This window comes from Paenibacillus sp. FSL K6-2393 (assembly GCF_038002545.1).
Taxonomy (GTDB): Bacteria; Bacillota; Bacilli; order Paenibacillales; family Paenibacillaceae; genus Paenibacillus.
Window position 1 is genome coordinate 2,194,273 of record NZ_JBBOCU010000001.1, and the last position, 21,533, is coordinate 2,215,805.

16 protein-coding genes are annotated in these 21,533 nt (G+C 47.3%); 15 read left to right on the plus strand and 1 reads right to left on the minus strand.

The window, feature by feature from the left end; all coding sequences use genetic code 11:
* The first annotated feature begins 159 nt into the window (after nt 1-159).
* Genes MHI14_RS09605 through MHI14_RS09625 form a run of 5 tightly spaced genes read left to right on the plus strand, consistent with a single transcriptional unit; the run spans nt 160 to nt 3,661 of the window.
* Nucleotides 160-1,050 carry a decaprenyl-phosphate phosphoribosyltransferase gene (locus MHI14_RS09605; protein ID WP_133386011.1) on the plus strand — a complete coding sequence of 297 codons (891 nt, stop codon included), beginning with the start codon at nt 160-162 and terminating at the stop codon, nt 1,048-1,050.
* Between the two features lie 18 nt (nt 1,051-1,068).
* Nucleotides 1,069-1,701, plus strand: coding sequence for an HAD-IB family hydrolase (locus MHI14_RS09610; RefSeq protein ID WP_036614827.1), 633 nt, complete (start codon nt 1,069-1,071; stop codon nt 1,699-1,701).
* Between the two features lie 26 nt (nt 1,702-1,727).
* Nucleotides 1,728-2,018, plus strand: a complete 291-nt coding sequence (locus tag MHI14_RS09615; protein ID WP_445260360.1) for an EamA family transporter — start codon at nt 1,728-1,730, stop codon at nt 2,016-2,018.
* Nucleotides 2,005-2,325, plus strand: coding sequence for an EamA family transporter (locus MHI14_RS09620; protein WP_308737804.1), 321 nt, complete (start codon nt 2,005-2,007; stop codon nt 2,323-2,325). The genes MHI14_RS09615 and MHI14_RS09620 overlap by 14 nt, the downstream gene beginning before the upstream one ends.
* 31 nt (nt 2,326-2,356) lie before the next feature.
* Entirely contained in the window at nt 2,357-3,661 is a 1,305-nt protein-coding gene (locus MHI14_RS09625; RefSeq protein ID WP_341130235.1) for a DUF6080 domain-containing protein, read from the plus strand.
* A gap of 91 nt (nt 3,662-3,752) precedes the next feature.
* Here MHI14_RS09625 and MHI14_RS09630 read toward each other — a convergent pair whose 3' ends face one another.
* Complete coding sequence (locus MHI14_RS09630; protein ID WP_341130236.1) at nt 3,753-6,428, minus strand: YhgE/Pip domain-containing protein; 2,676 nt, start codon at nt 6,426-6,428, stop codon at nt 3,753-3,755.
* 707 nt (nt 6,429-7,135) lie between these two features.
* Between MHI14_RS09630 and pyrR the strand changes: the two genes are divergently transcribed.
* From pyrR to MHI14_RS09680, 10 genes are all read left to right on the plus strand, one after another.
* Nucleotides 7,136-7,699 carry a bifunctional pyr operon transcriptional regulator/uracil phosphoribosyltransferase PyrR gene (gene pyrR / locus MHI14_RS09635; RefSeq protein WP_091034809.1) on the plus strand — a complete coding sequence of 188 codons (564 nt, stop codon included), beginning with the start codon at nt 7,136-7,138 and terminating at the stop codon, nt 7,697-7,699.
* The gene (locus tag MHI14_RS09640) at nt 7,699-8,610 is read left to right on the plus strand and encodes an aspartate carbamoyltransferase catalytic subunit (RefSeq protein ID WP_036614815.1); all 912 of its coding nucleotides are present in this window, start codon (nt 7,699-7,701) and stop codon (nt 8,608-8,610) included. The genes pyrR and MHI14_RS09640 overlap by 1 nt, the downstream gene beginning before the upstream one ends.
* A gap of 126 nt (nt 8,611-8,736) precedes the next feature.
* Entirely contained in the window at nt 8,737-10,041 is a 1,305-nt protein-coding gene (locus MHI14_RS09645; protein ID WP_289389866.1) for a dihydroorotase, read from the plus strand.
* 437 nt (nt 10,042-10,478) lie between these two features.
* Entirely contained in the window at nt 10,479-11,621 is a 1,143-nt protein-coding gene (carA, locus tag MHI14_RS09650; RefSeq protein WP_062835434.1) for a glutamine-hydrolyzing carbamoyl-phosphate synthase small subunit, read from the plus strand.
* A gap of 1 nt (nt 11,622) precedes the next feature.
* Nucleotides 11,623-14,841: a carbamoyl-phosphate synthase large subunit gene (gene carB / locus MHI14_RS09655; RefSeq protein WP_062835433.1), complete on the plus strand. Its 3,219-nt coding sequence runs from the start codon at nt 11,623-11,625 to the stop codon at nt 14,839-14,841.
* Nucleotides 14,842-14,944: 103 nt separating this feature from the next.
* On the plus strand, nt 14,945-15,685 hold the full coding sequence (pyrF, locus tag MHI14_RS09660) for an orotidine-5'-phosphate decarboxylase (protein ID WP_272907465.1): 741 nt from the start codon (nt 14,945-14,947) through the stop codon (nt 15,683-15,685).
* A complete protein-coding gene (gene pyrE, locus MHI14_RS09665) occupies nt 15,682-16,323 on the plus strand; it encodes an orotate phosphoribosyltransferase (protein WP_036614805.1) in 642 nt (213 codons plus the stop codon). Before pyrF ends, pyrE begins: the two co-directional genes overlap by 4 nt.
* 272 nt (nt 16,324-16,595) lie before the next feature.
* Nucleotides 16,596-17,543, plus strand: coding sequence for an ABC transporter ATP-binding protein (locus MHI14_RS09670; RefSeq protein ID WP_105599685.1), 948 nt, complete (start codon nt 16,596-16,598; stop codon nt 17,541-17,543).
* The gene (locus tag MHI14_RS09675; RefSeq protein ID WP_091028513.1) at nt 17,506-18,615 is read left to right on the plus strand and encodes an efflux RND transporter periplasmic adaptor subunit; all 1,110 of its coding nucleotides are present in this window, start codon (nt 17,506-17,508) and stop codon (nt 18,613-18,615) included. Before MHI14_RS09670 ends, MHI14_RS09675 begins: the two co-directional genes overlap by 38 nt.
* A complete protein-coding gene (locus tag MHI14_RS09680; protein WP_341130237.1) occupies nt 18,615-21,533 on the plus strand; it encodes an ABC transporter permease in 2,919 nt (972 codons plus the stop codon). The genes MHI14_RS09675 and MHI14_RS09680 overlap by 1 nt, the downstream gene beginning before the upstream one ends.

The following is a 21,533-nucleotide window of genomic DNA, read 5'->3' on the forward strand; positions in this document are numbered from 1 at the left end:
TAACGGTCTCTTTTTTTATGCCCATATTAGATTTTTTTCATTTACTCCCTTTACAAAATTATACAAGCAACATATGATTAGATCTTTACGTTATTTGTTATATACAGAAGTTGTTTTTGAAGGGAGTTATTACAATTGTTATCATCACGAACGAGTACGGTGTCCTCACCGGCTACAGGAACAGGCAGTACAGTGTCAGGATTATTCAGATTGTTAAGACCCAAACAGTGGACTAAAAATCTGCTGTTATTTGCTGCGTTACTATTCTCTTTTGAGGAGATTCGGACGGAAACCATTCTTGCGACGTTGCTCGGTTTTATTCTATTTAGCCTCGTTGCAGGCTGTGTGTATATTTTAAATGACTTTGTAGACCGGGACAGGGATCGACAGCATCCGGTGAAAAAGTATCGTCCTATGGCTTCTGGGCAGGTGAATCCGAGTCATGCTTTGTTGTTTGGCATTATTCTATTAATCCTTTCCGTAGGAACGGCCTTCATGATGAACCCTCTATTCGGGGTGTTATGTATCGTCTATTTCCTGTTGAATGTATCGTATTCATTTGTGCTGAAACATCTCGTTATCCTGGATATGATGACTATTGCAGCCGGGTTTGTACTTCGTGCCATTGCAGGTGGTGTGTTGATCCATGTGCCATTCACACCGTGGTTTTTGATCTGTACAATGCTGTTGTCGTTATTTCTGGCCATTGGCAAACGCAGAAATGAACTTACGTTGCTTGAGGGAAATACGGGATCACACCGTAAGGTTTTGGATAACTACTCCATTACATTACTGGATCAATTCAATACGATTGTGACGACAGCTACGATTATCAGTTATTCCCTGTTCACATTCACTTCAGATCGAACCATTCATCTCATGTGGACGATTCCATTGGTCATTTACGGCATGTTCCGTTACCTGTATCTGATCCACATGAAGAACCAGGGAGGTTCGCCCGATCGGGTGCTGTTTGAGGACAAGCCCATATTAATTACGGTTATGTTGTATGTGATAAGTGTTGTTACAATCTTTGCTATCTTTGAATAAAGGCTGAGGGGGATCAGGGTGAAAAGCACGAAAGTCGCAATTTTTGATATTGATAAAACGATCATACGCAGTGATTCCATGTTTCAATTTGTGCATTACGGTGTTCGCCGTTACCCGTGGCAGGTATGGAGATTACCTGTCATCGCATTACATACCGTGTTATTCAAGGCAGGTTTCATGACGGTTGAACAAGTCAAACGATCCTACTTTCAAGAGATTGAGCGTATGTCTGAAAAAGATCTCGAACATTTCTTTGATACTCGTTTGCGTACGTCCATTTTTGCCGAGGCCAGTGTAGAGATGCAACATCGTAAAGAAGCAGGCTATCATGTCTTACTGGTAACTGCATCTCCGCATGCCTATATGAAATACTTTAATAATTTCCCCTGGGTGGATCATGTAATTGGAACTGAACTTGTCCGTCATGAGAATGGTTACACATGCAGAGTTGATGGCAGCAATTGCAAAGGGGAAGAGAAGGTACGCCGAATTCAGGCTTATCTGAGTGAGAAGAATATGGTCATTGATTATGACCAGTCATGTTCCTACTCGGACTCCTTATCCGACCTTCCAGTCATGCAGCTAGTGAGTCAACGATACTTTATTAACAAGCGTGTTCCGGACATGGAGGCATTAACGTGGGGGAAATAAAATCGCGTCATACTGGTAAATGGTTGATGCTCGTTTCCGCATTTCTGACAGCAACGGGTCAATTGTTCTGGAAATGGGGATTAACCGAGTGGATCTACCTGGGTGTTGGTTTTCTGTGTTATGGACTTGGAGCGATTTTGATGATTAAAGCTTTTGCTCTGGAAAAACTCTCTGTTGCTTATCCTCTGATGTGTGTCAGCTACGTATTTGCCTTAATCTATGGATACTTTTTGCTTGGGGAAGAAATTACGGTGCAGAAGCTGGCAGCAGTTGTGTTGCTTGGAATCGGGGTGACATTAACCAGTGTTGATCGATAGCTGGATGGTTGCCGTATTAATTGTCATGACGTTGTGTGGTGCACTGGGCGGGGCCGGACTGAAAGCTTATGCATCCAGTCGCAATCGTCTGCATGTACTCATGGGACTTGGATTCTACGGAACGGGTGCGTTGCTGAATATTGTATTGCTAAAGTTTCTTCCATTAACCGTAGTGTTGCCTGCGAACGCATTAACATATGTTTGGACTCTCATCATAGCGCGACTGGTATTTAAAGAGATGGTGGGCCCTTTACGCTGGATAGGTGTGGCATGTATTATGGGTGGTCTACTGTTACTGGTATTTTAGAACTTATTTAATCAGGATGTGAAATGAAAGCATGAACTTTTTAGATTACTTATTTTATAATCGCAGAGCCAACTGGACAGCCTTTTACCTGTTTGCAGGATTTGCTTTGTTCTATGGTTTAATGAACGGCTCGTATATTCTGTACATTGAAAATAATGCAGAGATGCTTGGGAAGTATACTCCATTTAATACGACACTGTTTCCAATCAATTTATTCAACTTTGATCCTTCAATGTATTATGGGGACAACAGTTCTTCCGTGATCCATCCGCTGATCTCCTTTCTCGCAGTCACCCTTGCGGCTGTAGCGAAACTGCTGGGAGGCAACTGGTTCTTTCTAATCCTGCAATCGCTGATTAATGCGGGTTCAGTGGTGCTGGCGTATCTGTTCCTGAGTCAAAAAGAAGATAAACCAACCATTGTACCGCTGTTGTTCGCCTTACTGTTTGGTTTAAGCTCCTACCTGATGTATACCGCGTTGATCCCGGATTCGTATCCGTATGTACAGTTCGTTATCCTGTTCTCGGTGGTTTACATGCAGTATACTCGTGAGCGTCAGGACGTACGATATGTACCTAATGCATTGATTGCGTCCATTAACTTCGGACTAACCTCGACCAACATCGTACCGTTTGCTGCTGCCACATTCTTCAATATACATGCATGGCGCAATAAGGCAAATTTGAAAAAATACATCGGCATCATGGCACTGGCGGTTCTGATCATCGTCGTATTAACTGGTATTCAGTATGTTGCATTTGGAGGTCGAAGCTGGGTTAGTAACTGGCTATTGGGCATTCAAAATGGTGGGACTAGCTATGCTACACCATTCCAGTTCGCTGTTCACTGGAAAGCATTGACCATGCTAACCATCAATCCGATGCTGACACCGAAGATGCATTTACTGGACCCGGGCATGGCAGCCTTTGTTACGGATCTATCCCGTTCCAATCCAATCTATGTGCAGATTACAGGTATCTTTATTTTACTTTTGGCACTCATGGGCTTCATTAAGGGCATTCGTGAACGTGAAGTATGGACCCTTGTGCCATATATTATGTTTGCCTTTTTGCTTCATGTAGCCGTGGGCTTTGGATTGGCTGTATTTCAATATGATATGTACCTGTATGCGGGGCATTATCTGTTTGCGTTCTTCCTGTTGGGTGGAGGTTTTGTCATCAGCCTTCGTCCGGGATTGGGGAAAAAAGTGGTTATAGGCATAATTATGTTATGTATTATCGTTACGGCGAGTAACAACATCTATCGCCATGTCGAAACATTAACAACAATCAAGCAATCCTATGATCAATTGGAACAGGAACGCTCAGTGAAATAATCAAAGGGTATCGATTTATATAAGAAAATAAAAAAAGGCCATTGGATGGAAAGTCCAATGGTCTTTTCTTATTTAGTGTCGAGCAGATGAGTTAAGCAATAATTTTGGTCTTCTTGGCATTCTCGGCTGAACGTTTGGTGAGACTGCTGAGTGGACGTTTCAAAGCGAGAGCAACAATGAGACTCAGCGCAATGAACATACACAACCACAGAATATCCTTGATGGCAGTAGACCACAATATACCGCCGACCGACTCACGCAGCAGACTGATCGCATACGTGAAGGGCATGAACGGATTCAATGCCTGGAAAAAGGGTGATGTCATGCTGATTGGGAACGTACCGCCTGAGCTGGAGAACTGGAACACCATGAAGATGATAGCGATCCCTTTTCCGATATTCCCAAAAACGGACAGCAGGGTGTACGTTATGGTGACAAATACGGCACTCACCAGCATGGCAAACAGGACAAACCACAGTTTATCTGCGACATAGGTACCAAGGATTAAGATATCTCCCAGGGTGACGCATATCGCCTGAAGTAACCCAATGGTCAGAAAGGTAGCGAGACGTCCAAGATACAACTCATATCCCCGGAACCTGCCCTCTGGATTTTCAGCTTCGGCACGAAGCAGAGAAATCAGCAGTGTTGAGCCAACCCACAAGGACAGCACGCCATAAAATGGTGACATGGCCGATCCATAATTCGGAATTGGGTAAAGCTGTTGTTCCTTGATTTGCACCGGACTTGCAAGGAAAGCACTTTCTTCTTCGATATCGCCGCGCAAAAGTTTGGCGAGCTCGGCAAACTGGTTATTACCTTCGACTTCCCTAAGTTTGTCAGCAGCCTTACTGATGGCACTTTCTAATGCTGGCAGATCATCACGTACCAGCGTGGCAACACGATGTACTCCTTTTTCGACCTCCGGAAGCTGGTTCTGGACAAATTCGGATGCTTTGCCTATCTGTTTCTCGGCATTAGGCAGATCATTACGAACAAAATCAGCCGCTTCGTTCAGTTTGTTTCCCAGCTTGGGCAGATCGTTTCGAATTAATGAAGACACGGTGTTCAAAGCTTGGATAAAACCTTCACTTTTGTTCGCGAGTGTCTCTGATATCTCATGGATCTTAGATTGTATTTGAGGCAGGTCGCTCTGGATTTTTGTCAACTCGGTCTGCCCAAACGTAATTCCTTCTTTGGCAGATGCAAGAATGTCCGCAATATCCGGAATTCGATCTTTTGCTCCTTGTAGTGTACTTGCTGAAGTGGAGAGGATGGATCTTAGTTTATCCGCTCCAGCCGATAGAGCCGGTGATATATCACTTTCATAGGTATTTAAGATATTGCCAATCCCGCTGCTAATGTCCTTCGAGAGAGCATTTAACTGAGCGATGACGTCTGTCGGCGGAGTTGTATTGCGACGAATGGCATCACTGATAATCCCAGCCAAGCGGATTTGCAACTGAAGTTTATCTGAAACGGAGTTCAGCTGCGTAATTTTATCAGCAAGTGGATGGCTTGGAAGCAAGTTGTCTATTTTGCCCAGTAGTTCTGCCATACTGTCGACGAGTTTTAACGCAATCCCTAAACGCGAAGCAATCCGGTCGAGATCTTTTGCTGTAGGAAGGTTTTCAAGATCCGAATTTTGCAATTGTGCAAATACGTCTCCAGCAGCGTTAGTAATCTGCTGCACCAGCAGCAGATTTTGGCGGATCGCCGGGCCAATCGCCTGAAACGCTTCTTCACTGGAATCCACGAACTGATTTAATCCCTCTGCAAGCTCAATCCCGTTGCCAGCGATTTGTGATACTTTGTCCAGATCTTGTTCTGCGGCCGTTACGATAGACAGAGCTTTGTTGGTTTTAACCAGCGCCGTTTGGATGACATCTGATACCTGACCAAAGTGTTCATCCACTTCTCGAATGCGTTCTACCGCTTTTTGTATATCCGGTATCCGCCCTTGAATAGCCAGCACTTCGGAAGCCGCATCATTAATTTGTGGCCAATACTCCTGCACCTTGAGCACATACTGTGCCGCTTCATTGATTTCAGGCAGTTTTTTCTCGATATCAACGATCTTTTGAGCATCTTTTACAATCTCAGGCATGGCTTTTTCTACTTCCAGTACCTTTTGACCAGCGGCTTGAATGGCCGGGAGATTTTTCTCCAGTGTGAAAATGCCATTCTCCATCTTGCGCAAAGTTGGAAGCTGGGCATTAATTTCAACCCCGGCTTCCTTCAACTTGCTTAGAACGGCCTCACTGACAGCTTCAGTGAAGTTTTCATTGATTTGTGTTGTTATGGCAGATACACCAGAGCCTGTGATTTTAGGAGCAATGGCATTCACCTTCTCATTAACGGTATAGATCACCTCTGGGCGCTCCGGCTTTCCGTCAACGATACCTGTAATTTTGGATGAAAAGTCTCCGGGAATGAGCAGGCTTGCATAATAATCTCCAGTCTGTACACCCCGACTAGCCTCGGTCCGATCTACAAAAGTCCAGCCCAGCTTTTCATTGTGTTTGAGGCTGGATACCAGTTCGTCTCCGATATTAACATTGGTTCCTTCAATAGTTGCACCCTTGTCCTCGGTTGTCACTGCAATTTTGATCCCCTGGGTGTTACTGTACGGGTCCCATACGGACTTCACGTTGACCCAGTCATACACCCCGGGCAGTAAAATGATAGCCACAATTAAAAATATACCTGTGGGAACCTTCAGAATATGTAACCAGTCTGTTTTGTAAACGTGCCAAATGTGACGCATGACTTCCTCCTAAATGTACATAAATGTAGGGCGTATCTTATTTCTATGACGCATATTTGTGAATCTTATGTATATCGGCATTATGGTAGCATCTATGAATGGGTTCATGTTTATAAACTGTACCCATTTCAATTGGACCTAATGCAGAGCTTTCATATATTGCTTAAATGAGACTCACCGTTTCTTCTAAAAAGAAGTGTTTGTCTCTACATAAGCATAGTCAAAGGTTTATTTTGGTTATATCAAATTTCTCATTTGCCTATGGATAAATATGCAGAAATGTTGTATAATTATGAATAACCAATGAGATGTATTGTGCATGGATGTTTTTCAGCCTAACTGCTGATTCTAAGAAGAACGTAGCAGAGGGTTTTCACCTGCGATGGTGAGGTGTTGACAGGGGGTTGTCTTTCTGTCATAATTCATGAAGACAAACGGACATATTGATTACAGAACCCTGCGAGGTCCTGCAATATGAACGACATGAATAGCACCTTTAAATCAGTCCCGTGAGACTGGCAAGGTAACGTGAACGATACATCGTTTTTTTGCTGCGGCAAATGAAGCGATGCATCCCCGAGAGTAAACTTTCTTCAGAGCGGTCTGAAGTTCGGAGACTCCTTGCCAATAAACACGGCAAGGAGTCTTTTTTTTCTCCTCGTCACGGGGCCATGATGCTGAAGGGAAATCCTGAGGAGGCTGAACGCATGAGCACAGAGACACATGTCATTATGGATGAGACGGCGATCCGCCGCGCACTAACACGGATTGCCCATGAGATATTGGAGAAAAACAAAGGAATCGACGATTGTGTGCTGGTCGGTATCCGCACACGCGGGGTTTACCTCGCAGAACGGATTGCCGCCAAGATCGAAGAAATCGAAGGCGCCAAAGTCCCCTGGGGAGAACTGGATGTGACTCCTTACCGCGATGACCGCTTGGACGAAAATAAAGCGAATCGCAAGGAAAGGTTGATTATGACACCTGAATCACTTTCGATTCATAACAAAAAAGTGATTTTGTTCGATGATGTGCTCTATACCGGACGGACGATTCGCGCAGCGATGGATGCCCTGATGGACTGTGGAAGACCGCAGAACATTCAGCTGGCTGTACTCGCAGACCGCGGACACCGGGAACTTCCAATTCGACCTGATTTTATCGGCAAGAATGTGCCGACTTCCAAATCAGAGGAGATCGAAGTTGCACTCATGGAAACGGACGGACAGGACGAAGTCAAAATCACTCAGAACCGGGGGGAGCAAGCATAATGATTACACAGACAGCATTGAGAGACCGAAGCTTGCTTGGACTGAAGGAACTTAGTCGAGGAGAAATCGAGTCCATTCTGAACAGAGCGGCTCACTGGGAAGCGCAGAAAGAGAAACTGGCTCCTGTACTGGAATCACGCTTTGTTGCGAACATGTTCTTCGAGAACAGCACACGTACCCGCTTTTCCTTCGAAATGGCAGAGAAACGCCTGGGTGCACAAGTGCTGAACTTTACGGCAGCCGCATCCAGTGTGGAAAAAGGAGAGTCCATCTACGATACGGTACGAACACTTGAGTCGATGGGCATTGATGCAGGCGTGATCCGGTTGAAACCGGCAGGCGTTCTGCAACAACTGGCTCAGAAAGTGAATGTACCACTCGTGAACGCCGGAGATGGCAACAATGAGCATCCCACACAGGCGTTGCTGGATCTCTACACAATGAGGAAAGCATTTGGCGAACTGAAGGGCTTGCGTGTCTCCATCATTGGTGACATCCTGCATAGCCGTGTAGCTCGTTCCAACCTGTGGGCACTGCAAAAGTTTGGTGCAGATGTACGCTTTTGTGCTCCGCAAACGATGCAGGCACCGGAACTCGCAGAGCATGCTCCTTATGTCGGTCTTGAAGAAGCGCTGGATGCAGATGTAGTCATGATGCTCCGTGTTCAACTGGAACGTCATCAACATGGCTTAATTACTTCAGCTGAGGATTATCGCGAACACTACGGATTGACGGAAGAACGGGCATCACGCCTAAAACCAAGCACCATTATCATGCACCCTGCTCCTGTGAATCGCAACGTCGAGGTAGATGACGCGGTTGTGGAAAGTGAAGCATCACGGATCTTCCCGCAGATGGCAAATGGCGTTCCCATCCGCATGGCGGTTATGGAACGTGCGATGAAACTGTAACAGGGTCTGGCTGTGGGTCATAGGCTGACGGTACGGTAGTTCTTATAGAGCAATAAGAGAGTACACGATAAAGAAAATCATCCGGCTTGCCTGGTAAGCTGGACAGAACCGAAGCGGAGGGCAATTATGCTACAGATTATAAAAAACGCGAACGTCTTGAACCAAAAAGGGGAACTTGAACGGAAAACCATCATTATAGATGAAGGTAAAATTAAAAAGATCGCTGGTCTGGAAGACCAAGCTGTACTGGACGCCGAAAAATCAGCGCAGAGTGTAACAGACGCATCAGGCAAACTGGTCATTCCGGGATTGATCGATATGCACGTGCATCTGCGTGAACCTGGATTCGAACACAAAGAGACGATCGAGACAGGTGCCCGTTCAGCAGCACAAGGTGGTTTTACAACAATCGCTTGCATGCCAAACACAAGACCAGTAACAGATACAGCGGAAGTTGTGAAGCTGGTACTGGATAAGGCCAAAGAAGCTGATCTGGTTAAAGTGTTGCCTTATGCTGCCATTACAAAAAATGAACTGGGTCGTGAACTTACCGATTTTGCCGCATTAAAAGAAGCAGGCGCTATTGGATTCACAGATGACGGTGTAGGCGTACAAAACGCTCAAATGATGAAAGATGCCATGAGCCTCGCAGCAAGCATGGATATGCCAGTGATCGCACACTGTGAAGATGACTCACTGGTTGTTGGTGGATATGTGACGGAAGGTGAGTTTTCGAAGCGCCACGGCATCAAAGGGATTCCAAATGAATCCGAAGCCATCCACGTTGGCCGTGATATCTTGCTCGCAGAAGCAACAGGAGTTCACTACCATGTCTGTCACGTAAGTACAGAGCAATCGGTTCGTCTGATTCGTCTAGCGAAGTCCATCGGCATTAAAGTAACTGCTGAGGTATGTCCACACCATCTGGTGTTGTCGGATGAAGATATCCCGGGCATGGATGCCAACTGGAAAATGAACCCGCCACTACGCTCACCACGCGATGTGCAGGCTTGTATTGAAGGCTTGCTAGACGGTACGCTGGATATGATCGTAACTGATCACGCGCCACACAGTGAAGAAGAGAAAGCCAAAGGCATGGAGCTGGCACCTTTCGGAATCGTAGGATTCGAAACCGCCTTCCCACTGCTGTACACCAAGTTTGTGGAAACAGGATTGTGGAGCTTGGACTTCCTGGTGAAACGTATGACAGCTGATCCGGCACGTGTATTCCGACTGGACACAGGCAAACTCGAAGAGGGAGCACCAGCCGATATCACGATGATTGACCTGAACGAGGAAAAAGCGGTTGATCCTGCAACGTTTGCAACTAAAGGAAGAAACACCCCATTCACAGGCTGGAAGCTGAAAGGCTGGGCCACACAAACATGGGTGGACGGCAAAAGCGTATGGAGCAACACTGTACAACAATAAAACGGTAACTCAGCAAATTTATAAATCAGTAATCTTTAACTCTTTATATCAGTAACAGTAATTCTTAACTTTTTTAAAACAACAAATCTTTTTAAATCTAACTCTAAAACTTAATCTACAACTTTTACACCAGTAACATCTTTTCAACTAACTCGAGGCAGATCATTGCCGAGAGTCAAATATACGAAACAAGCAAAGTTGAATGTCATGGTTTTGAACTTGGACACCAACGTAACTGCGGAGCGGACAGAAAAGACCCGAAGAAGCAAAGCGTTCGCCTTTATCACCGGATTACATCATTTGAAAAATGATAAAAAGTAATCCGGGGATAACAGCGATCAAAGGGTTTTCTGTCAGCGGAGCCGCACAATCGTAACGTCCCCCATGTTCAACCCAAATGCCATTCAACGTTGATAAACACAGAGGAGTGAAATGGGATGCAGGCACAGGCAAGATTATTGTTGGAAGACGGCACACTGTTCACCGGGAAAGCATTTGGTGCTGAAGGTGAAACTACAGGTGAGGTCGTTTTTAATACGGGAATTACAGGCTATCAAGAGGTGCTTTCGGATCCTTCCTATTGCGGTCAAATCGTAACCATGACGTATCCGCTGATCGGAAACTACGGCATTACGCGTGATGACTTTGAGTCGATTCGTCCATACGTACATGGTTTCGTTGTGCGTCGTCATGAGCCAACGCCAAGCAACTGGCGTGCGGAATACAGCGTAGACAATCTGCTCAAAGAATACGGCATCGTAGGAATCAGCGAAATTGATACACGCATGTTGACTCGCCGGATTCGTCACCACGGCACAATGAAGGGAATTCTCACAACAGGATCGAAGCCTGTGGAAGAACTGCTGGAGATGATGGGAGACACCACCATTGCCGAGCTGCGTAACCAGGTGCCAATGACTTCTACGGAGCATGTCTACAACAGCCCAGGAACGGCTGAACGTATTGTGCTTGTGGATTACGGTGCTAAAACAGGAATCTTGCGCGAACTCAGCAAACGTAACTGTGACGTTGTTGTTGTTCCACACGATGTAACAGCAGACGAGATTCGTCGCCTGAACCCGGATGGCATTCAACTGTCCAACGGCCCTGGGGACCCGAAAGACGTACCTCACGCAGTTAAGATGATCAGTGAACTGCTTGGCGAATACCCGATCTTCGGTATCTGCCTGGGTCACCAGTTGTTCGCACTTGCAGCAGGAGCAGACACCGAAAAACTTAAGTTCGGACATCGCGGAGGAAACCACCCGGTGAAAGAACTGGAGAGCGGACGTTGCTTCATCACATCCCAGAACCATGGATTTACCGTAAACGAAGAGTCTGTGAAGAGTACAGACCTGGAAGTTACACATATCAACAATAACGATAAGACCATTGAAGGTCTGAAACATAAATCATTCCCGGCATTCTCGGTTCAATATCACCCTGAAGCAGCCCCGGGTCCTTACGACAACAGCTATCTGTTCGACCGCTTCATCGAGATGATTCGCGAGCACAAGATCACTAACCCGCAAAAGCCGCGTCAAGCCGTATTGGCAGCCGCAGTGAAAGGAGCACAATAACATGCCGATTAACAAAGATCTCAAAAAAATCCTGGTGATTGGTTCCGGTCCAATCGTCATCGGTCAAGCGGCCGAGTTCGACTATGCCGGTACGCAAGCTTGCCAGGCTCTGAAAGAAGAAGGCGTGGAAGTTGTACTTATCAACAGCAACCCGGCGACCATTATGACGGATACAAACATGGCTGATAAAGTCTACATTGAGCCAATTACACTGGATTTTGTAACCCAAATCATTCGTCAGGAGCGTCCAGACGGCTTGTTGCCAACACTGGGTGGTCAGACAGGTCTGAACATGGCGGTAGAACTGGCACGTGCAGGCGTGCTGGAACGTGAAAATGTGAAATTGCTCGGAACACAGCTGACTTCCATCGAGAAAGCGGAAGATCGTGATCTGTTCCGTGACCTGATGCGTGAACTGGAACAGCCTGTACCTGAGAGTGTGATCGTAACCACACTTGAAGAATCACTTGAATTTGCAAATGAGATTGGTTATCCAATCATCGTGCGTCCAGCCTATACGCTGGGCGGAACAGGCGGCGGAATCTGTGCGAACGAAGAAGAGCTACGCGAGACCGTGGTAGCGGGAATTCGTTACAGCCCGATTGGGCAATGTCTGGTCGAGAAGAGCATTGCAGGCATGAAAGAAGTCGAGTATGAGGTTATGCGGGACAAAAATGATAACTGTATCGTTGTCTGCAACATGGAAAACTTCGACCCGGTAGGTGTTCATACAGGCGACAGTATCGTTGTAGCACCAAGCCAAACCCTGTCGGACCGTGAATATCAAATGCTGCGTTCAGCTTCCCTGAAAATCATCCGTGCCCTGAACATCGAGGGTGGATGTAACGTACAGTTTGCACTGGACCCACACAGCTTCCAATACTATGTTATCGAAGTAAATCCACGGGTAAGCCGTTCATCGGCTCTGGCTTCCAAAGCAACGGGTTATCCGATTGCCAAAATGGCTGCCAAAATTGCCATGGGTTACACGTTGGATGAAATCGTGAACCCGGTAACAGGTCAAACGTACGCTTGTTTCGAGCCTACGCTGGATTATATCGTGAGCAAAATTCCTCGCTGGCCGTTCGACAAGTTCATCTCGGCGAACCGTAAACTGGGAACTCAGATGAAAGCAACAGGCGAAGTAATGGCGATTGGCCGGACATTCGAAGAGTCGATTCACAAAGCAGTTCGTTCCCTGGAAATTGGCGTACATCGCCTCTACCTGAAGGATGCCGAAACGCTGGACGAAGCTACCTTGAACGAACGTCTGATCAAAGCAGATGATGAGCGCATCTTCCTGATTGCCGAAGCATTCCGCAGAGGTTATACGTTGCAACAGCTACAGGATTTGACCAAGATTGACTGGTGGTTCCTGGACAAAATCGAAGGTCTGATCGCATTCGAAGATCGCATTCGCGAAGAATCCGAATTGTCTTCCGACATTCTGTATCAAGCGAAACGCCTTGGATTCACAGACCGTGCCATTGCTGAACTGCGTGCGCAAGGTCAACCAGGAGGCACATTAACAACTGAAGCGGAAGTTAGAACTCGTCGGGAAGCAGAGAACCTGCGCCCAGTGTACAAAATGGTAGATACATGTGCAGCTGAGTTCGAAGCAACAACGCCATATTACTACTCAACTTACGAGACAGAGAATGAAGTGATCCCTTCAGACAAGCAAAAAGTTGTGGTGCTGGGTTCAGGACCAATCCGGATCGGTCAAGGGATTGAGTTTGACTACTCTACTGTTCACGCAGTATGGGCATTGCAAAAAGCAGGATATGAAGCAGTCATTATCAACAATAACCCGGAGACGGTGTCTACGGACTTTAATACATCCGATCGCCTGTACTTTGAACCGCTCTTCTTCGAAGATGTCATGAACGTGATTGAACAGGAGAAACCAGTAGGGGTTATCGTACAGTTCGGTGGTCAAACGGCCATCAACCTGGCAGCACCACTGCGTAATGCAGGTGTAACCATTCTCGGAACGGATCTGGAAAGCATCGATGAGGCGGAGGACCGCAAGAAGTTCGAACGTCTGCTCTCCCGTCTGGAGATTGCACAGCCAAAAGGTAAAACAGTCATTTCCGTTGATGATGCGGTAGAAACAGCTCAAAGTCTGGGCTACCCGGTATTGGTTCGTCCTTCCTATGTACTTGGCGGTCGTGCGATGGAGATTGTATACTCCGATGCTGAATTGCTGACATACATGGAACAGGCGGTTAAAATCAATCCGGAGCATCCGGTCCTGATCGACCGTTATATGATGGGTAAAGAAGTTGAGGTTGACGCCATCTGTGATGGTGAAACGGTATTGATTCCAGGAATCATGGAACATATCGAGCGTGCAGGGGTTCACTCTGGTGACTCCATCGCGGTATATCCTCCTCAACACCTGTCCCAGGATATGAAAGAGAAAATTGTAGAGATTACAATCAAAATTGCCAAAGAACTGAAAACGGTAGGTTTGGTCAACATCCAGTTTGTTATCCATGATGGCCAAGTGTACATTATCGAGGTGAACCCGCGTTCATCCCGTACCGTACCATTCCTGAGCAAAGTAACCAACATTCCGATGGCGAACCTGGCAACACAAGCCATTCTGGGTGTGAAACTGAAAGATCTTGGCTATGTCGATGGACTGTGGCCTGAATCAGATCATGTATCTGTCAAAGTTCCGGTCTTCTCCTTCGCGAAACTGCGTCGTGTTGAACCAACCCTCGGACCTGAGATGAAATCCACAGGTGAGGTTATGGGTCGTGACCCGAATTACGCTAAAGCGTTGTTCAAAGGTCTCATCGGCGCAGGAATGAAAATTCCGGCAACCGGAGCGATTGTTGTGACTGTAGCAGACAAAGACAAAGACGAAGCGGTTCCTTTGCTCGAAGGTTTCTACAGACTGGGTTACAAAATCATGGCTACCGGCGGAACAGCAGCTGCGCTTGAAGCAGCGAACATTCCGGTAACGACTGTGAACAAATTAAGTGAAGGTTCGCCAAACATTCTGGATATGATCCGCAGCGGCGAAGCAAACTTTGTCTTCAACACACTCACCAAAGGCAAAACACCGCAGCGTGATGGATTCCGTATCCGTCGTGAAGCGGTAGAAAACGGCATTGTATGTATGACTTCATTGGATACGATTCGTGCGCTGCTGATTATGCTGCAAACGATCAACTTCTCTTCGGAAGCAATGCCTGTCTTTGTAAAATAAATAACTCTCTGATGAAGGACATCAGTCAGCCTGCGGGCTGGCGGGATGTCCTTTATATCGGGCAAAAACGGAAAAAATGAGCAAGTGGAGGGGAGCGCTGGTGATGAATCAAGCGAGTTTCAATGAAATGGCTGGCCGTCTGATGGTGGCACTGGATTATCCTGGAGCGGAAGAAGCGAAAGCATTGGTACAAGCTCTTGAAGGCATTCCCTGTTATCTCAAGGTGGGTATGCAGCTGTTCTACGCAGCAGGACCTGACTTTATTCGGGAGTTGAAATCCAAAGGTTACTCCGTTTTTCTGGATGTGAAAATGCATGACATTCCCAACACCGTTCGTGGCGGTGCTGAAAGTATCACACGTCTTGGGGTAGACATGTTCAATGTACATGCAGCGGGTGGAGCCCTCATGATGCGTGCTGCACGTGAAGGTGCTGAGGCAGCAATCGCTGCCGATCCTTCCCTTAGCAAGCCCGAGATCATTGCAGTCACCCAACTCACCAGTACAAGTCTGGAAACGATGAATAACGAGATTGGCATCCCGGGAAGTGTGGAAGCTGCTGTGGTCCGTTATGCAGGACTGGCCCAAGAGGCTGGACTGGATGGGGTTGTTGCTTCTCCGCTGGAAGTACCTGCAATTCGGGCAGCGTGTGGCAGTGCTTTTCACACCGTTACACCAGGAATTCGTCCAGCGGGTAGTGGTCTGGGAGATCAGACACGCGTCTTGACGCCGGGTGAAGCCATCGCCAGAGGCAGTCATTACATTGTTGTAGGCAGACCCATTACAGGCGCTCCCAATCCGCGTGAAGCGGCAGAAACCATTTTGAAGGAGATGTTGAACGCATGATCGAACTGAATGAGATTCCGAATCATATTGCTTCCCAACTGTTGAAAATTAAAGCCGTGGCGTTACGTCCACAGCAGCCATTTACATGGACATCCGGCATCAAATCACCAATATACTGCGATAACCGCTTAACGATGTCCTATCCGGAGATTCGCAACGATATCGCTGAGGCCTTTGCAACGATTATTCGTAACCAATACCCGGATGCAGAAGTCATTGCAGGTACGGCAACCGCAGGTATCCCGCATGCTGCCTGGGTGGCTCAGAAGCTGGATCTGCCGATGGCCTACATTCGTGATAAAGCGAAAGGACACGGCAAGGAGAACTTGATCGAAGGTCTGATTACCGAAGGACAGAAAGTGGTTGTCATCGAAGATCTGATCTCTACAGGTGGAAGCTCGATCAAAGCAGCCGAAGCTGTACGCGTAGCAGGTGCAACACCGCTCGCCGTACTTGCCATCTTCAGCTACCAGCTGGATAAAGGTGTTAAAGCATTCGAAGACGCAGGAATTCCACTTCAGACGTTGTCCAATTACACGGCTCTGATGGATGTGGCTTTGGCTCAGGGAACGATTCAGGAGAGTGACTTTGAATTGCTCAAATCCTGGCGTGAAGATCCTTCTTCATTTGGTAAATAATATCATTGATACCTCGAAAAAATGTTCATGAATGAACGGTATCAAAATTGTAATGATTGCCGTCATAGCGGCAAAACCATCGAATATGCAAGAGGCATCCCGCACTTTGGGGTGCTTTTTTCGTTTGTTCATCAAAATATTAACTTTTTCCCTCTACCGTTGTAAAAAGCTTGTAACTTTTAGTTGGGATCGGTCGTTTATAATTCAGTGTAGGTTGGAACAGATTTCTAATTTTAGGTTTTTTGAAGAAATGATCGGTATATCAAGAAAGGATGAGCGTGATTGCTGGCATGAAGAATTTATTTCTCAGAAAAAGAACTGCCAAGAGCCAGTCAGGCGATGAACATCAACAGGGGGAAACACCGTTGGAGGCATCGACGGAGTCGGGGGAAAGTACATACATAAGTGAACCAGCGCACCCGACAAGTGAAGTATCTTTATCTGAAAGTGAAATCGCTTCGGATGAAGTGGCTGCAGCTGCTGTCACCACCGTTGATGAACCCCAGAAGAAGATCAAACCAAAAAAGGATATGTTACCTCCATATGATGGACCTGTACTGGAGGTGCGTAACGTGCATCGCAGTTTCCAGACAGGCAGTCGCATTATCCATGTGCTCAAAGGCATTGATATGGAAGTGAATCCGCAACAACTGGTCATGCTGAAGGGGCGATCGGGCTCAGGAAAAACAACACTGCTGAATATGCTCGGTGGACTGGATCAGCCTTCAAGTGGAGACATTCTGTTCTCTGGCCAGCCTCTTCAGGATTGGGGAGACCGGAGGCGGACCGCTTTGCGGCGTAAAGAGATCGGTTTTATTTTTCAGGCATATGCACTCATGCCCTTATTATCTGCTTGGGAAAATGTAGAACTGTCGCTGCGCATGGCGGATGTTCCGCGAGCGGAATGGAAGGACAGGGTTGGTCACTGTCTGGATCTGGTTGGACTATCCAAACGGGTGAAGCACCGACCTTTCGAGATGTCCGGGGGAGAGCAACAGCGTGTGGCTATAGCCAAGGCCATTGCACATAGACCCAGATTGTTGCTTGCGGATGAGCCTACAGCGGAATTGGATTCCAAGATGGGCGCTCAGGTCATGGCCGTATTCCGCAATATTATTGAAGTAGAACAAGTAACAATATGTATGACTACACACGATCCTACAATTTTGGAGGTTGCGGACCATGTTTATGAAATGGCGGACGGCAGATTTATCAGGTAAAGGGGCCGCTCCGAAGAGGGGGAAACGCGCAGCACTTATTGTACTTGGTGCGATAATGGTTGCAACGATGTCCGGCTGCTCATTGCTGCCGTCAGAAACAGAAGAAGAAGTGCTTCCGCCTATTACGCCGCCAACGATCTCCAAGAAACCGGAATATGAAGTCCGGACGGAAACGTTGGAGAAAAAAGTAAGTGGTAGTGGCAAGATGATGAGTCAGCGGGAAGAGAAGGTGTACTTCACGCTTGATGGCATGCATGTCAAAGAGTTAAATGTTAAACCAGGGGATAAAGTGAAAAAGGGCCAACTTCTCGCGGTGCTCGATGTGGAGAGTGTGGAGAAGGAGATCCGTGGCAAGAAACTTGCTATTCGCAAATCCGAAGTTCAAATGAAGGAAACACTCCGCAAGAAGGATGAGATGGACCCGGTGGAGTTCGAAGAAGCAACGATTGCTTTTGAAGAACTGCGCCAGGAACTCGCTGATCTGGAAGAACAACTGGGCAAAGCCACGTTGACTGCTCCGTTTGGCGGTACCGTTATTGCTGTGCAGGTAGAGAAGGGTGCAGCCGTGAAAGCGTATGATCCGATTGCTACGATTGCGGATACATCCAATCTGGTTGTGGCAGCTACCTTTGCCAAGGAAGATCTGGAGAAGTTCTCAGCTGGGATGAAGGCAGAAGTAGATATTAATGGAGCTGGTAAAGTCGCTGGCAAAATTAAAGTCATGCCTATCGCGGAAGCATCGGGAAGCGGCAGTGGCGAAGGGACGGGTGAAGGCGGTACGCCTCCAACCAAGGAAACGCTGGATAAGTATGTTATCGTTACCCTTGCAAAAATGCCAAAAGGCGTGGAACGTGGCACACCACTATCGGTCTCAATTGTAACGCAGCGTACCGAGAACGCAATTGTGATTCCTGTATCCGCTTTACGCTCCATCGGTTCAAGAACGTATGTACAAGTCGTGGAGAGTGATGGCAGCAAGCGTGAAGTGGACGTTGAAGTTGGTCAGCAGACATCGACAGATGTCGAGATTCTGAAAGGTCTGACCGTAGGCCAGAAAGTAGTGGGACGCTAATGGGGCTGCCATTGCTTCGGCTGTTGTTCCGCAAAATGTGGAACACGCGCTGGATGACCTTCAGCACACTGATCGGATTGATTGTGGCGGTAGCGTTCACCGTCAGTATTCCAATGTATGCCGATGGTGCACTGAAACGGGTTGTCGCGCAGACGCTGCAGGATAACAGTGAAGGGTTGCCAGCCGGTTCGTTGCTGATGAGTTATCAGGCACCAGGTGGCGTGAAGACAGACACTCGGGGTCTGGACGAAGTAGATCGTTATATTCGTGAGGATGTTCCTCGCGACATCGGGTTTCCTTTTCATACGTATGTGAATTCGAGATCCATTCGCAGCACAGAGGTAAGCCCGGAAGATCCAACCAAAGTGGATGCCAGCAGGGTACGCAGTATGAGTCTGGGTACGATGAGTGGGCTGGATGCACAGGTGAATTACTCTGCCGGGGTGAAACCTGGAAACCAGGTCAAAGATGACACGATCGAGGCAGTCATGTTGGAAGAGGGCATGTACCGTAACGATCTGCATATCGGTGACATTCTGGAATATCCGGTGTATAGCGGCCTTGATATTACGTTACGTGTGAAGATTACGGGGTCCTTCAAGGCAGATGATCCGAACAGCCCTTACTGGGTACAGGGATTTGACGGCATGATGAATGGACTTTATGTAAATGAATCGGTTTTTAATGATGTTTTACTGAAGGAAAAAGGGATTCCACTTCAAAATTCACGTTGGTATTATGCCTTTGATCTGAAAGAAATTCAAACCAGCCAGTTATCAGGTCTGACTTCCATGCTGGAAAGGCTGGATATCGATCTGTACCAGCGGCTGAAAGATACAAAAGTGGACATCACCTTTGGTGATCTGCTCAAGCAGTTCCGCAGTCAGAGTCTGCAATTGCAGACCATGTTGTTTACCTTGGCAGCACCGATGATTGCGATGGTCTTTTATTTCATTGCGATGAATGCCAGACAGTCATTACAAAAGCAAGAGAGTGATATTGCGGTATTGCGCAGCCGTGGAGCTTCAGCTCGGCAGATCTTCTCTCTTTACCTGCTTGAAGGCATATTTCTGGGCGCTATTGCGCTGGTTATTGGGCCGTTGCTTGGTTGGTTTATGGCCAAGAGTATCGGTTCAGCAAGTGGTTTTCTCTCGTTCGTAGATCGGAAGTCCATTCCAATCGGTGTATCAAAAGAAGCTATTCTCCTGGGCGTAGCAGCGGTCCTTGTTGCGATCATCGCATCACTTATCCCTGCGATAACCTATGCACGGGCAACCATTGTATCTGCCAAACGGCGCCAAGCACGGACAGACCGTGCTCCAGTATGGCAACGCTGGTTCCTGGACGTTGTGTTGCTGGGTCTGGCCGGATATGGATACTACCTGTTCTATGAACGTCAGATGTTGACCTTCCAGACCGGAATGACAACTGATCAGTTGCAGGTACAGCCGTTTCTGTTCTTTGTACCTGCACTCGCGATCTTTGCGCTTGGACTATTCTTCCTGCGCTTGTTCCCGTGGATATTAAAGCTTATTCAGTTGATCGGTCGCAAGTTTCTCCCGGTCCCGTTGTATCTGACATTAACACAGCTATCGCGTTCATCTTCTTCATATTATCCGCTGATGATCCTCCTTGTACTGACACTGGGACTTGGGGTTTACAACTCGGCTGCTGCTCGGACGATTGATCTGAATTCCACTGAGCGTACCTTGTACCGTTATGGTTCTGATGTGATTATGCAGACTGTGTGGGAAGGAACACCTGAGGTTAAACCCGGTGGTTCCGGACAGAATGGCGGTACGGGTGGAGGTCAACAAGGTGGTGGCAATGGAGGAGGAGGTTCTGCTGGTGGTGGTTCCGGCGGAGGCAATGGCGGTGGAGGTGCTCCAGGCGGCGGCGGTTCTTCGCAGCCATCCAAAGTCATCTACTCCGAACCTCCATTTGAAGTGTTCCGCAGATTAGACGGGGTTGAACATGCAGCACGAGTGCTGCAGACCAAAGGCAATATTATCGTCTCTGGTAAATCGGGCGGACAGGGGATGCTGGTCGGAATTGATAATGTGGACTTTGCTCAAGTGGCGTGGTTCCGCAACGATCTGTTCCCGGCACATCCCTACAAGTATCTTGACTTGCTTGGTAAATATGAAGGGGCTGTATTGATCTCTTCCAAATTTGCTGACAAATTTAAGTTGAAAACTGGAGACCTCGTCTCCATGGGTGTACAGGGACAGGCGATTGAATTCGTCGTGTTTGGGATCATTCCTTACTGGCCAGCCCAGTATCCGGATCAGATGCCATTCTTCGTGGCGAATCTGGATTATATCTATGATCAGGTGCCTCTGATTCCTTATGAGGTATGGCTGAAAATGGAACCGGATGCCAAAGTGGCTCCACTAATGGAGAAACTTGCAGCAGAAGGCATTGAGTTATCGTCTGTGCGTGACGTACGGACCGAATTGGTATCTCAGGGTAAACATCCGTCAAGAGGTGGCGTATTCGGGATTCTGAGCCTTGGTTTCCTGGTTTCGGTTATTATCTCGTTGATCGGATACGTGCTGTACTGGTTCTTCAACCTGTCTGGACGTGTTGTGCAGTTTGGTGTATTACGAGCCATGGGGTTATCACGCGCACAACTGAGCGGTATGCTGCTGCTGGAGCAGGTGTTCACAGCAGGTCTATCGATCCTGCTCGGTATCGGTATTGGTCAGGTATCCAGTCGTTTATTCCTGCCATTCCTGCAAACAACGGATAATGTATCTGCTCAGGTACCTCCGTTCCGGATTGTGTTTGAACAGCAAGATATGTTGCAACTGTATGGGGTCACCGTAGTGATGCTGGTCATTGGTGCAACGATGTTGCTCTGGCAGATTCGCAGATTGCGGGTTCACCAGGCAGTCAAAATGGGAGAGGAGAGGTAA

What these genes read in the sequence shown, in the direction of transcription:
- MHI14_RS09680 (WP_341130237.1), top strand. Translation starts at nt 18,615, where the DNA reads ATGGGGCTGCCATTGCTTCGGCTGTTGTTCCGCAAAATGTGGAACACG.
- MHI14_RS09645 (WP_289389866.1), top strand. Translation starts at nt 8,737, where the DNA reads ATGCTACAGATTATAAAAAACGCGAACGTCTTGAACCAAAAAGGGGAA.
- carA (WP_062835434.1), top strand. Translation starts at nt 10,479, where the DNA reads ATGCAGGCACAGGCAAGATTATTGTTGGAAGACGGCACACTGTTCACC.
- pyrR (WP_091034809.1), top strand. Translation starts at nt 7,136, where the DNA reads ATGAGCACAGAGACACATGTCATTATGGATGAGACGGCGATCCGCCGC.
- MHI14_RS09625 (WP_341130235.1), top strand. Translation starts at nt 2,357, where the DNA reads ATGAACTTTTTAGATTACTTATTTTATAATCGCAGAGCCAACTGGACA.
- pyrF (WP_272907465.1), top strand. Translation starts at nt 14,945, where the DNA reads ATGAATCAAGCGAGTTTCAATGAAATGGCTGGCCGTCTGATGGTGGCA.
- carB (WP_062835433.1), top strand. Translation starts at nt 11,623, where the DNA reads ATGCCGATTAACAAAGATCTCAAAAAAATCCTGGTGATTGGTTCCGGT.
- pyrE (WP_036614805.1), top strand. Translation starts at nt 15,682, where the DNA reads ATGATCGAACTGAATGAGATTCCGAATCATATTGCTTCCCAACTGTTG.
- MHI14_RS09615 (WP_445260360.1), top strand. Translation starts at nt 1,728, where the DNA reads ATGCTCGTTTCCGCATTTCTGACAGCAACGGGTCAATTGTTCTGGAAA.
- MHI14_RS09670 (WP_105599685.1), top strand. Translation starts at nt 16,596, where the DNA reads ATGAGCGTGATTGCTGGCATGAAGAATTTATTTCTCAGAAAAAGAACT.
- MHI14_RS09640 (WP_036614815.1), top strand. Translation starts at nt 7,699, where the DNA reads ATGATTACACAGACAGCATTGAGAGACCGAAGCTTGCTTGGACTGAAG.
- MHI14_RS09630 (WP_341130236.1), bottom strand. Translation starts at nt 6,428, where the DNA reads ATGCGTCACATTTGGCACGTTTACAAAACAGACTGGTTACATATTCTG.
- MHI14_RS09675 (WP_091028513.1), top strand. Translation starts at nt 17,506, where the DNA reads ATGTTTATGAAATGGCGGACGGCAGATTTATCAGGTAAAGGGGCCGCT.